10 protein-coding genes and 1 CRISPR repeat array are annotated in these 12,040 nt (G+C 63.9%); all 10 genes read left to right on the top strand.

Annotation, left to right across the window (positions count from 1 at the left end):
- The first annotated feature begins 450 nt into the window (after positions 1-450).
- Positions 451-1,176: a FadR/GntR family transcriptional regulator gene (locus ACFMO7_RS20485; RefSeq protein ID WP_376797342.1), complete on the top strand. Its 726-nt coding sequence runs from the start codon at positions 451-453 to the stop codon at positions 1,174-1,176.
- Between the two features lie 1,001 nt (positions 1,177-2,177).
- Positions 2,178-3,293 carry a hypothetical protein gene (locus tag ACFMO7_RS20490; protein ID WP_376797343.1) on the top strand — a complete coding sequence of 372 codons (1,116 nt, stop codon included), beginning with the start codon at positions 2,178-2,180 and terminating at the stop codon, positions 3,291-3,293.
- Positions 3,290-3,667 (top strand): hypothetical protein, encoded by a 378-nt coding sequence (locus ACFMO7_RS20495; RefSeq protein WP_376797344.1) that lies wholly within the window; start codon positions 3,290-3,292, stop codon positions 3,665-3,667. The genes ACFMO7_RS20490 and ACFMO7_RS20495 overlap by 4 nt, the downstream gene beginning before the upstream one ends.
- Positions 3,664-5,124, top strand: a complete 1,461-nt coding sequence (gene merA, locus ACFMO7_RS20500) for a mercury(II) reductase (RefSeq protein ID WP_376797345.1) — start codon at positions 3,664-3,666, stop codon at positions 5,122-5,124. The genes ACFMO7_RS20495 and merA overlap by 4 nt, the downstream gene beginning before the upstream one ends.
- An 84-nt stretch (positions 5,125-5,208) precedes the next feature.
- Positions 5,209-5,880 carry an alkylmercury lyase MerB gene (gene merB, locus ACFMO7_RS20505; RefSeq protein WP_376797346.1) on the top strand — a complete coding sequence of 224 codons (672 nt, stop codon included), beginning with the start codon at positions 5,209-5,211 and terminating at the stop codon, positions 5,878-5,880.
- Position 5,881: 1 nt separating this feature from the next.
- Positions 5,882-6,187, top strand: a complete 306-nt coding sequence (locus ACFMO7_RS20510; RefSeq protein WP_376797347.1) for a hypothetical protein — start codon at positions 5,882-5,884, stop codon at positions 6,185-6,187.
- Positions 6,184-6,591, top strand: coding sequence for a TlpA family protein disulfide reductase (locus ACFMO7_RS20515; protein ID WP_376797352.1), 408 nt, complete (start codon positions 6,184-6,186; stop codon positions 6,589-6,591). Before ACFMO7_RS20510 ends, ACFMO7_RS20515 begins: the two co-directional genes overlap by 4 nt.
- Complete coding sequence (locus tag ACFMO7_RS20520) at positions 6,588-7,442, top strand: peroxiredoxin family protein (RefSeq protein WP_376797348.1); 855 nt, start codon at positions 6,588-6,590, stop codon at positions 7,440-7,442. The genes ACFMO7_RS20515 and ACFMO7_RS20520 overlap by 4 nt, the downstream gene beginning before the upstream one ends.
- Complete coding sequence (locus tag ACFMO7_RS20525) at positions 7,439-8,221, top strand: cytochrome c biogenesis CcdA family protein (protein ID WP_376797349.1); 783 nt, start codon at positions 7,439-7,441, stop codon at positions 8,219-8,221. Before ACFMO7_RS20520 ends, ACFMO7_RS20525 begins: the two co-directional genes overlap by 4 nt.
- A gap of 1,702 nt (positions 8,222-9,923) precedes the next feature.
- Positions 9,924-10,771: a CRISPR direct-repeat array (repeat unit 37 nt; unit sequence GTTTCAATCCCAAATCGGGCTGAAGCGGCCTTCTGAC).
- 1,025 nt (positions 10,772-11,796) lie between these two features.
- Positions 11,797-12,040: hypothetical protein (locus tag ACFMO7_RS20530; protein ID WP_376797350.1), on the top strand; the 244-nt coding region annotated here is incomplete at its 3' end.

Consider the following 12,040-nt stretch of genomic DNA (forward strand, 5'->3'; position numbering starts at 1 on the left):
CGCTTGCCGGCAGCACGACCAGAACGGATGATAAGGCAACCGTATGTCCTAACAGCCAGGTCAACCTGAACAAGCAAACCGCTCCTTTTAGCTTGATGACCAGCGTGGAGGGCAATCTGCATTTCATCAGTCTTATACTCCATCTGCACAGCCGGGACAACGGCATAAGGAGATCTTGATGCCGATGCTTCCCTCGTGCTCCTCTGCTCTTCGGTCAGTACAGAGGATCCGGTTATCCGTTGCCAGCGTCAGTGCGCCATGCACAGAGACCTGTTGAGCTGTCATCAGAGGTTAGAGGGTAAAAGGAGATCTCTATGAAGAATCCAGCCTCTGTGTGCAGTCCCACCTCCTCTTGTTGTACAATAAGGTGTAGAGGGTAATGTCCTATCGTCAGACAATAGAAAGTATAGGGAGAAAGTATCGCCTTGTCAAGGGCCTAGGAAGGAACATATGGCTACCACAGAAGAGAAGGAACCGCTTTTTGAGCCAATCGCAGTGCCAAAGCGCAACTTTGAGATTGTAGAGGCCAGCATTCGGAAGGCCATTTATAATGGCACGTTAGCTCCGGGTCAGAAGCTGCCCAACGAGTTTGAACTGGCCCAGCAATTCAACGTTGGTCGCTCAGCGGTGCGCGAGGCCCTGAAAGTCCTGGAGCTGGCAGGGCTGCTGGTCGTACGACGTGGCTACAACGGTGGCACCTTTGTTGCTCCCCCCAGCTTTGAGGAGGCCAACGAAGCCACCACCTTGAGTTTCCAGCCGGGTAATATGCAACCCCAGCAGCTGCTTGATGCCTGCCTGACCATCGAGCCACGTGCTGCTGAACTGGCTGCTGTACACGCCAGTGAGCTGGAGCTGAGCGACCTCTCAGAGCTGCTCCAACAGTTGGAACAGGAGGCATATCTGCCGGCTCGCTATCTGACTGCTGTAGCCGATGTGCATCTGTCCATTGCTGAGATGGCACATAACGCGGTCTTCAAGCTCGCCGTCCAGGCCATGCGTACTCCGCTTATCCAGGAACTGAATCGCTTCATCGGCAACCAGAGTCTGCGCCAAACCGTGAATCGCGATTTGAAGATGATCGGACAGGCCATTCTCAATCGGGAGGAGTATGAGGCAGGTGAGTTGATGAGACACCACCTGCAGCATCTGGCCGACTGGCTCCTTGTAGAGAGCTAGTCTGTCAAGCGTCGGTCAGTAGAATAGTGCAGACAGGACCGGGCCGTGTCCCCGCGTGGCTGGCTCGGTCAATCACCTTGCCGATGCGGACGTGCCTCCCCACACAGGACTCGGGGGAACTTTGCTCGCTGCACCATCGCAAGCGGAGGTACAACCAGGCTCCCCCAGAGAAACCGAGCGCCGCCGGGCTCCTCGCGTTATCTCTGACCACCAGTGGCCAGAGATCACCGCCACCGCTCTATCCTTCGGTCTGGAACATCGAAGGCCACTGAAAGGCTCCTGAAGCCACGGAAGAGCACTGATGGGAAGCGCTTTCCCACCTGGAGAGCGTGGGTCTGCTCGAGCAGAATACCTTGGAAAGAGCCTTCTTGGTCTCCAGTCGAGCCAGTGGCGCGCTCAGGCAGGACTGGGGATCATATCCGAAAGCCACATGGTGATTGTCGGCATTGCTCAGAACGGAGTAGAGCGATCGTGATCGGCGAACCAGGTGGGATCGTGGTTCGCTGCCTTCGGCACCATCAGTACCTCCTGCTCCGACACTGTGGTTGCGGAGGCGCCAGTCCGCGTGAGGATCTTGTCAAGGAAGGGGGTCCATCCTTCTTTCTTCCTCTGGGACAAGGGAGCCAGTGTTGCATCTTTCTCAGTAGTCAGGAATCTGCCCTGTAGGAAACAGGAACCACGCGCTATTGGGACCTGTCCTCTCCTCTCCGTCTCCCTCCTTCACCCAACAAGCAAAACAAGCGCCCCTGAACGTCTGACGGCAGATGCTCCTGCGCCCGGGCCCTGAGCACAGTGAGGATCCCTGTCCCTGAGCGCCGTGGACACCCTGCTGACCAAGGGTTACACGGAGTAGGAAGGCCCCCTTGACAGGAAAGAACCCGCGCGCTATAATTCACATATCAGAATAAACGGATATATTGATATCATGGCTGAGGTCGAGGCAGGTGCTCAGGGGCCTGCCTGGTAGGGACGTCTTCAGAGGGAAAGGTAAGGAGCACATCGTGAGCCCTCCTGATTGCGAACAGGGCAGTGGCGTCTCCAGGCGCCCGGATGCCCGTACCTGGCCTGGTGGCTTGACAGGGAGAGCGCTGACGGTGCTGGTGGTCGGACTGGCGGGCCTGATCCATCTGGCGCTCACCCCCGAGCACTTCGCGGAGCAGCCGCTCTCTGGCCTGGTCTTCACGGCGTTGGCGCTCTTCCAGCTCACCCTGGCGCTGCTGCTCGTCTGGCGTCCCACGCCACTGGTGTGCCGCCTGGGGATCTGGGGCAGCACTGCCATCGTGTTGCTCTTCCTGGGCACGCGCCTGATCCCGCCGCCCGGCGCAGCGGTCCCAGAGGCGGTGGAGCCAGTGGGCGTCCTGGCGACCGGCCTGGAGCTGGCCGCCGTGCTCCTGCTGGCCCTGGCCTTGCCCGATCCGCCAGACCAGCGCCAGCGCCTGCGCGCTGGCTGGTGGGGTGTCAGCGGCGCACTCCTGGTCCTGGTGGGCTGGCCGATCCTGACCGGCATGCTGCAGTGGCTCCCGCGCGCCTTGCCACTGTCCCTGTCGTGGGTCAGTGGCAATGGCTGGTCCTTCCGTCTGCCGGCCCTGGTCGGCTCGCCCCTGCCGCATGTATGGCTGGTGGCCCCCTGGTGGAGTCTGCTCGCGCTCCCCCTGCTGGCTCTGCTGGTGGGCCTGCAGTTGTGGCTGGTCAGCCACTTGATCCAGGCTGGACGTCTGGCGCCACGCACCCGGCGCCAGGGGCTACTCTCCTTGGTGCCGGCAGGGCTGGCGGTTCCTTCCTGCTGTACCGCCAGCACGCCGCTGCTGGTCGCGCTGGGCGTGCCACTCAATCTGGGCGTCCTGCTCGCGCCAGGGGCGACTACCCTGTCGTTGTTGTTATTGCTGGCAACAGTGGGAGGACTCTGGTGGCAGTGGCGTCGGCTACGCCGCTACCAGCACTGGAGCCAGCTGCGCCAGGCGCTCTGTACTCCAGCCGAGGAACATCCGGCGGGCGTGGTGGCAGGCTCAAACCCTGGTAGCAGGCAACTGCTGCCGGCGGAGCGGGCGCTACGGCCCGCTCACCAGGCCCTGATCATATCAACCGAGCCATCACAGGTAGAAAGGAAAGCGCGATGATCCGTCGTGTGGCTGGTGTGCTCTTCACCATTACGGGGATCCTGGCCTGTCCCTGTCATCTGCTCATCACGCTGCCCCTGCTGGCTTCCGTGCTGGCGGGGACGGCCCTGGGCGCGGCCCTGCTGCAGCAGCGGCCCCTGATCCTGGCGCTGGCCACCCTCTACTTCGTCGGGGCGCTGGCGCTGGGAGGCTGGCTGCTCTTTGGAGAGGAGCGGCGCAGACACGCCGGCGTCGCCTCGCCGCCAGCAGCCTGCCCGACCTGCCTGCCCGAGGGCGCTGAGCCACAGCGGCAGGAGCCGCTGTTGGTGACCGAATCCCGCAAGCCTCTCTCCTCGTCTCATGGCAAAACAAGAAAGGAAACACCTGCTCGATGACCACGCGAACGGAGCCAGATCTCTTGATTGTGGGCGGCGGTTCGACCGCCTTCGCCGCCGCCCTGCATGCTGCTGACCTGGGCAAAACCGCTCTGCTGATTGAGGAGCGGACCGTTGGGGGGACCTGTGCCAATCGAGGCTGCCTGCCCTCCAAGAATCTGATCGAGGCGGCGCGCCTGCTGCACGAGGCGGCTCACCCACGCTATCCGGGCCTGACCCCTGTGCAGATGCCAGCCAGCTGGGCCGAGCTGCTGGAGCAGAAAGATGCCCTGGTGCAGACCTATCGCTGGGAGCGCTACGAGCGGTTGCTGCGCGAGATTGGTGGCCTGGGCCTGGTACAGGGGCGAGCGCAGCTGCGCTCGTCGCACGTGGTGGCGGTGAGCGGCCCTGACGGCACGCGGCAGCTGCGTGGCAGGCAGCTGCTGATCGCCACTGGCTCGCGTCCCGTGGTGCCCGCGCTGCCGGGGTTAGAGGACGTGCCGTTTCTGACCAGCGATCTGCTCAGCAGCGCCGATGATCCCTGGCAGACGTCGCTGCGGCAGCAGCCGCGCTCGCTCGTGATCCTGGGTGGTGGGGCCATTGCCCTGGAGCTGGGCCAGCTCTTCGCCCGGCTGGGGACGCAGGTGACCCTGCTGACGCGGGGAGCGCAGCCGCTGTCTGGAGTGGAGCCGGAGCTGGCGCAGGCGCTCGCCGAGCTGCTGCGCGCAGAGGGGGTGCAACTACTCACGCGGGTCCAGGTGCAGGGTGTGGCGCCGGGGGAGAGAGGCGTGGCCGTCACCTTCCAGCGGGGCGGACAACCAGAGACGCTGGAGGCCGAGCGGCTACTAGTGGCGACGGGACGGCGCCCCAATACCGACGGGCTAGGGCTGGAGCGCGCCGGCGTAGCGCTGGAGGCCGACGGAGCGGTGCGGGTCGACCGCACGCTGCGCACGAGCGTGCCGCATATCTGGGCAGCCGGCGATGTGATCGGCATGGCCTGGGGCAATCAGTTGGCCACCCCCGTGGGGGCCGCTGATGGCAAGCTGGCTGCGCACAATGCGCTCTCTGGGGAGCCGCCACGTGCCGTTGATCACCGGGTGGTCCCGCGCTGCATCTTTACCGATCCGCCGCTGGCGATGGTCGGCTTGACCGATGCGCAGGCACAGGCGGCGGGGCTGGCCTGTGCCTGTCGGGTGCTGCCGCTGAGCCTGGTGCCGCGGGCGGGAGCGATCCATCGGACGCAAGGGCTGGTCAAGATGGTCGTGGAGCGGGCCAGTCGGCGCGTGCTGGGGGTGTCGCTGCTGGGGGAGAGTGCGGGGGAAGTGATCCACGAGGCGGCGATGGCGCTGCGCTTCGGGGCCACGCTGGAGGATTTCACCGAGCTGATCCATGTCTATCCGACGATAGCGGAGGCACTGAAGCTGGTGGCGCTCTCCTTCACGCGGGACGTGCGCCTGCTCAGTTGTTGCGCCAGCTAAGCGGGCCGGTCTGGAGGCGCATCGTCTTCCCTGGGGCGTCCCTGCCCTGTCGGGAGAACCATGAAGCGGCAAGAAAGGAGAACTATGACGCAGCAAGAGAGATGTCAAGAGGAGCTGGTGGAGCAGCTGGCCCAGCGCTGGTTGCAGCAGCGCGCCTGGCAGCGGCTACGTGATCAGCTGCCGTTGCTCCGCCTCCTGGCGCGGGGAGTGCCAGTCTCGTGGGAGGAGCTGGCCGATGCCCTGGGAGAGCCAGTCGAGCGCGTGCGTGCTCGCCTGGGCACCTGGGAGGAGCTGGTCGTTGACGAGCATGGGCGCATCCTCGGGGCCGGTCTGTCGCTGGTGCCCACGCCCTACCGGTTCGTGCTCGGCGACCGGCTGCTGTGGACCTGGTGCGCCTTTGACACCTTGCTCTTTCCATGCTGGCTGGGGCAGCCGGCGCGTGTCGAGGCGCAGTGTCCCGAAAGCGGCACACCGATCCGGCTGGAGGTGACGCCAGCGGGCCTGGAGCGCCTGGAGCTGACGGCAGCGGTAATCTCGCTCCGTCTCCCTGCCGCCGTGGAGCCCTGCCCGAATGTGCGTGCTGCTTTCTGCGAGTACAGTCGCTTCTTTGCTTCGCCCGAGGCCAGCGTTCGCTGGCAGGCACAGACCTCCGAGGGGATCGTCTTGCCGCTCGCCGCCGGCTGGCAACTGGCGCGGCGGCTCGCCAGCCTGACCCTGGCGGCAGTGACCTCTGCCGCTCAAGAAGGGAGGTCCTGACGTGAAGCCGTCACAATCAGCCTCGCGCGTGACTAGCCCGGGCCGGCGCGGCGAGGCACCCCGTGCTGACGCGCGCCCTATCTCAGCGCGGCGCCGCAGCGGTTCACGGGGCAGACACGCTGACAGCAGGGGGCTGCTGGCCTGGGGACTGGGAGGGCTGCTCGTCCTGGAACTGGCTGGATTGCTGGCCCTCTGCTGCCTGGGGCTGGGAACCAGGCTGGCTGGCGAGCAGGGTGGCGCTCCAGGCAGCGCCCGAGGCCAGACGGGGCAGCCTGCTCCGGATTTCTCGCTTCGCTACCCTGACTGAATGGGAGGACATTTTCGCTGTCCCAGGCGCGTGGGCATCCCGTCGTGCTCTACTTTCTGGCCCCGACCTGTGCCACCTGTGCTCAGGGCAGCCAGCCACTGGCACGTGTGATCCAGGCGGCCAGGACGGCTGGGGCCATCGCCCTGGCGATCGATGTGAATAGCTGGGACCGTCCAGCGGATCTGGAGGCGTTTGTCCGCGCTGTGGGCCCGCCAGCGGCCTCGACGCTGCAGTGGGGAATCGATCCCAGTGGCAGCATGGTGAGCGCCTACGGCATCCAGACGCTGGAATCGATGGTCGTGATCAGCGCCAGTGGCCAGGTCCTCACGGTCAGTGCCACGCCCCTCTCGCCGGCGCAGCTGACAGCGCTCCTGCGGCAGGCCAGCGCGGGGACAAGTGCATGAGACGCTCAGCCGTGAGCTTCTTCTTTCACACGGGAGGAACAATGAACAGCCGCGAAGGGATGACCCCTGGACAGAAGACTCGTGAACCAGTGCATGGTGAACATGGGCAAGACAGAGGAAAAGAGGAGCAGACTGTGCTGGACTGCTGCGCCGGCTGTGGGGAGCGGCTTCCCCTGGCGCCCGCGCCTGCCCGCTTCCCGCTGGAGGACAGCGATCAGCCAGCACGCAGACGGCTGCTCGGACCGCTGCTCCTGGGGGGCCTGGTCCTGGGCATCCTGCTAAGTCTGGTGGTGGCCAGTCGGGGGCTGCTTCCCACTGCCACCAGCCCAGCCAGCCCGGCGCTCGCCCCTGCATCCGCCGCCACGACCAGCGCTGCTGCAGCCCGGCTACCCGCACCGTCTCGGAGAGGTTCCACCCCCGGTTCGGGGCCAGTCGCGCCGGACTTGGTGGTTCCCACGCTGGCAGGAACGACCTTTCACCTGGCGGCCCAGCGTGGACAGGTGGTCATTCTCTATTTCATGGCCTCAGGCTGTGCTGGCTGCGAGCCGGGCAGTACAGACCTGGGGCGGGCGCTGGCGACTGCCCATCTGCGTGGCGTGACGGCGCTGGCCATCGATCTGAATGGCCTGGATCGTCCCCAGGACTTGCAAGCCTTCGTCGCCTCGCTGGGTCTGCCGGCAGACACCTCCGTGCAATGGGGCATTGAGACGACTGGGGCCATTGGCCAGGCCTACGGGGTCCAGGAGCTGGAAACGACGATCGTTATCGATCGCGCCGGCCAGATCGCGTTTCGCAGTCATGGCCCGGTGCCGGCGGCTCAGCTGCTGCAGGTGGTGAGGCAACTCGTATGAAGACGGTCTTGCTCTGGCAAGCCCTGATACCCTTGCCAACGGGGGATTCTCTGGCCGTGGCGCTCTCGCTGGCTTTTGGGGCCGGGCTGCTCTCTCCGCTCAATCCCTGCGGGTTGGCGCTGCTGCCCGCCCTGGTGGCTGGGCTGGTCAGCCGCCAGGCGGTGCGGCCCAGCCAGCGCGGGGCCAGCGCGACGCTGCAGGGCGGCCTGCTCGCGCTGCCGCTGACAGGAGACTATCTGGTGAGCTTCCTGCTCGCCGGCATAGGGCTGGCCCTGGGAGGGCGGCTGCTGTTGCGGCTCTTTCCCTGGCTGGCCCTGCTGGTGGGAGCTAGCTTCATCCTGGGAGGAGCCTGGTCGCTGTGGAGTGGGCGAGCGCTGGAGCTGCCGGGCCTGGGCCAGCTGGCGGCCCAGCTGACACCGCGCAGCGCGAGCGATCGGAGCGATCGGCAGCGTCGAGCAGAAGGACTGCGGACGGCCTGGTTCTTCGGCCTGGGGTATGGCCTGGCCTCGCTGGGCTGTGCCTTTCCAATCTTCTTGCTGATGGTAGGGACCGCCCTGACGCGCGGGAGCCTGGCCGAGGCGGCCCTGGTGCTGGTGAGCTATGCCGCTGGGATGGCCCTGCTGCTCGGCGGCGTGACCCTGGCCGCGACCGTGCTGGGAGATCTCGTGCGTGCCCTCTTGCGACCGCTCTCGCGCTGGCTGCCGCTGATCAGCGCCCTGCTGCTGATGGGGGTGGGACTCTGGATCATCTGGTACTGGCTACGTGCCGGCCTGTGGTAGCCGGGCCAGGGCCGGTGGCGAGAGAGGCCCGAAGGCAGATCTCCGCCTTGCGACTGACAGGCGGAGATCTCCTCTCAGGTCGAACAGAGCAGAAGACGAGATGGAAAGGAGCAGGAAGAACAGTCGGAATCGGACGAGACAGCGACCATTCCCTACTCCTGACAGCCGATGACAGCGCAGGCGAAGTATGGCCTGAAGCTCTTGCCAGCAAGCCGGGCTGGAGATCAGGCAGCGGGCTGGGCCTGCTTCTGCTGAATCTCGGCAGGGCCGCCTATGGTTGTTCTCTCTCCGGGTGGTCGCCAGGAGAGGTCAGGGAGGTAATCGTATCCCAGCCATAGTCACTACAAATCAAGAGCATGTGTTGGGTCTCCCAGCTCGCAGCCGAAGAACAAGAGCGCCTCTTTGCTGTCCTTGGAGGAGCGCAGGCACCAGCAGCTGATCTTCCGTTGCCTGAGCTGGACCTTTTCACTGCTCCACCCTGGCTTCCCCAGAATCCGGGGGTACCACTTCTGCTGGACCAGCCAGCTGCTGGGGGTATTCATCTGACAGATCTCTCGACGTACCGCGCTCTTGAGGCAGCGCTGCCCTTGCTCAGGGCATCGCATCAGCGCTGCAGCGCGCACCTGCTCTTCCAGCAGCTGGTGGAGCGAGCGTTCCTTTGTCTCGACGAGACCCGCCGTCCTGCAGGCATTGCTCCGCTCGAGGCTTCCGACAGCCAGCAGCGACCAGCGCTGACCACTGGAGAACAGCTCGCCTCTTTCCTCTTCTTCTCAGCCTCGCCAGACAGCCCGCGGCAGTGTTTCGTCAGCACGGCCCTCCCTGCGCTCTCTACTTCCGTGCGATCTTCACAGGGACCGCTGATGAGCATCAGCGGTGGCCTCCAAGAGGCTTGCCAGCTACCTCTTGTACAGTGCAGCCGCCAGAGATGGTGGTAGAGGGTAATAGCGTAGAAGCGCTCTGGGGAGGTCTCAGTACGTGCACGTCCCGAAAAGCGGGCATATCTCAAATCATGCAGGTTTTTTTATCCCCATAGTTGCTTGCCCCTTTTTCCCTGCGAGTTGCTCTGAAGAAGGATATCACCGCGCATGGCAGCACGTGCGCCGTGCTGATGGGCAAGCACAGCCAGGCTGGCTGGTGATCGCTGTGTCTTCGTGCTCCTGACCTCTTGTGCTACACCTGCTTGCCGGCGTCCGCTCTCGACCCCACCTGGTTCATCACCAGGACCCCGTGCTGTGGCCTCTGCCTGATCCTTCCCGTCTGGCTCCCAGGGGATTCCCAGGGGCACTCCCGTTGTCCTGGGGGTCCAGTGCGCTAGACTGCTCCATGAGCGTGACTGGCCCTCCGATGCCCAGCCTCACCGATGAGATGGAGAAGGGGAAGGCTGCCACTGTGGGGAGGAAGCCACCTGCGGCAAGGAGTCTGCGCTGGTCCTTCTGACGGGCAGGCTGAAAAGCTGCTCCTCCACTGTCAAGTAAGCCAGCAAGAAAAGGAGAACTATCTGATGACAGGCGAGCCACCTGGCGCTTCTGCAGGGCCGTCCTCCGGCCCATTGCACCAGACCGATCAACATGGGGAGCGATCCCTGTCGCCGACCCCACTGCGAGCACACGCCCTGTCGACGCCATCGGATTTTAATCCCAGAGAGCGGGCGCCACAGGCATGCTGACCTCGTAGCCCGTGTCCTGCAGGTTGGGGAAGCCCGGTTTCAATCCCTCAACGGGCTTGAGCGGCCTTCTGATGGGGAAAGCAGAAGCCCTCTGGCTGGACATTTCCGATGTTTCAATCCCAAATCGGGCTGAAGCGGCCTTCTGACATCACCTCTCTCGATATCTATCAAGGGAGCAATGGCGTTTCAATCCCAAATCGGGCTGAAGCGGCCTTCTGACCTTCTTCGGCGGTCATGGTTTTTCCTCCTTTCTCGAATAACGTTTCAATCCCAAATCGGGCTGAAGCGGCCTTCTGACCGTTTGCCGCACTTCAGAGACTCACACGTATATCTCGTTTCAATCCCAAATCGGGCTGAAGCGGCCTTCTGACGAGGTATGGACCGTCCATCGCCGCCGAATTGGTTGGGTTTCAATCCCAAATCGGGCTGAAGCGGCCTTCTGACCTTTGAGCATAATGAGCTGGGGAGAATTTGCGGAGGTTTCAATCCCAAATCGGGCTGAAGCGGCCTTCTGACCTTGATCTGGCGGGCCAGATCTGGATACCTCCAGCGGCGTTTCAATCCCAAATCGGGCTGAAGCGGCCTTCTGACTTTGTGTCGCCCAGATCGGTGGTTTTTCCCATTCATGTTTCAATCCCAAATCGGGCTGAAGCGGCCTTCTGACGACCTCAGTCAGAAACACCAGCTCCTCATTTTCGCGGTTTCAATCCCAAATCGGGCTGAAGCGGCCTTCTGACGGTGGTTCTGCCGCAGGGCCTGGTTCGAACCACCTAGTTTCAATCCCAAATCGGGCTGAAGCGGCCTTCTGACTTTCCTTGGGGTGAACCTGACCTTGGAGGATGTCCTGGTTTCAATCCCAAATCGGGCTGAAGCGGCCTTCTGACAGCCCCCTCTCTAGGGTAGCATCAGGAGCGGCCTCCGTCAAGTCGTTTCGAGCATCCCAAAAAAGCGGTCACCGCTGACCGCTATTACGCGGCCATGATGCCAGCCCCTGTGGCCCTGCGGCGGCTTGTGAGACCCTTCGAGCATCGCTGCGTGGAACGCCGGGTGCCGAGATGCTCGAAGCGAACAGCAGGAGCGGCAACAGCGGCAGCAAGAGGGACCGCCTCGCCTCGGCAAGGGGTGACGGCGATGGCTCGGGATGAGAAGGCAGAGGTGACAGGGTTCGGGAAAACAGTCGTTGGTGGGGAGGTCACGATCACCACGAGTGATCAGCCAGAGAGAGAGCGGTCCACCAACGCAGAAAGGAGAACAGCATGGCTTCCTTTCCCTTCTGAACAGCGAGCGGGGAGGGACGAGTCCCCCGTTCTCTTGTCGCTCTGTTTCGACCGCGTGGAAGCCGTCTGTGGGGAGCGGAGGGATGCCTTCCCTTCCTGACATCCCTGAACAGCAAGCGGACGAACGAGCAGGACAGCGACCTGGCGGGAGCGCAGCGGGGTTCAACCAGCGCAGGCAGGTCGCTGCTGTCTGGGTCAGAATGGGACGGCGCTCCAGAGGGTTGTCCTCCTTGCGGGCCAGGTCAGGTCAGGCACAGCGCCATGGGCGTCGCCTGTTCCTGCCCTCGGTGGGAGTGTGCTCTTGGGATCAGGGGGAAGCACCGGCGGCAGCGCTTCGCCTTCCCGAGGCCGCAGCACGTTCACACTGCTCGCAAGCAGACCCGCTCGACCCGGGAGCCACCCGGGAACGAGAGGGGAACACCCTGGGAAGGGAACGGGAACGCAGGGGGAAGGGGTTCCATCCCCGAGCAGGGAAGCGCAGCGGTGGAGCGAATGGTCTGGCTGCCTTATCCATCCCATGCTCTTGCTCCCAGGAGCAGGGAAGCCTGAGTCAGCGATATGCCTGTCTGTCTGCATGCTCATCGTCCTCCCCTCTCAGATAGTCAGCGGAAGAAAGGAGGCCACTCGTTCCGATGTCACGTGTCATGTCTGGTGGTCAGGATCGGCATCGAGTCATACAGCAGGGGGAGGGGCCAACGCTCTCACCTGCGCGACGCAAGCGCCTGCTCAAGGCCTATGGGCCAGCCCCAGCAGGCTACACCATCGAGGACCTGGAGTGCTTTCTGGACCTCCTCTACGGTCTCTATAGCCATATCACCTCCCCGAAAGCCTTGCAGGAGATGATCGTCAGCGATCCCTTTGATCGCAGCGAGCAGC

This window comes from Thermogemmatispora sp. (genome assembly GCF_042408735.1).
GTDB lineage: Bacteria > Chloroflexota > Ktedonobacteria > Ktedonobacterales > Ktedonobacteraceae > Thermogemmatispora.

Coding starts and splice junctions, on each gene's coding strand:
- ACFMO7_RS20485 (WP_376797342.1), top strand. CDS start 451: ATGGCTACCACAGAAGAGAAGGAACCGCTTTTTGAGCCAATCGCAGTG.
- ACFMO7_RS20495 (WP_376797344.1), top strand. CDS start 3,290: ATGATCCGTCGTGTGGCTGGTGTGCTCTTCACCATTACGGGGATCCTG.
- merA (WP_376797345.1), top strand. CDS start 3,664: ATGACCACGCGAACGGAGCCAGATCTCTTGATTGTGGGCGGCGGTTCG.
- merB (WP_376797346.1), top strand. CDS start 5,209: ATGACGCAGCAAGAGAGATGTCAAGAGGAGCTGGTGGAGCAGCTGGCC.
- ACFMO7_RS20520 (WP_376797348.1), top strand. CDS start 6,588: ATGAGACGCTCAGCCGTGAGCTTCTTCTTTCACACGGGAGGAACAATG.
- ACFMO7_RS20525 (WP_376797349.1), top strand. CDS start 7,439: ATGAAGACGGTCTTGCTCTGGCAAGCCCTGATACCCTTGCCAACGGGG.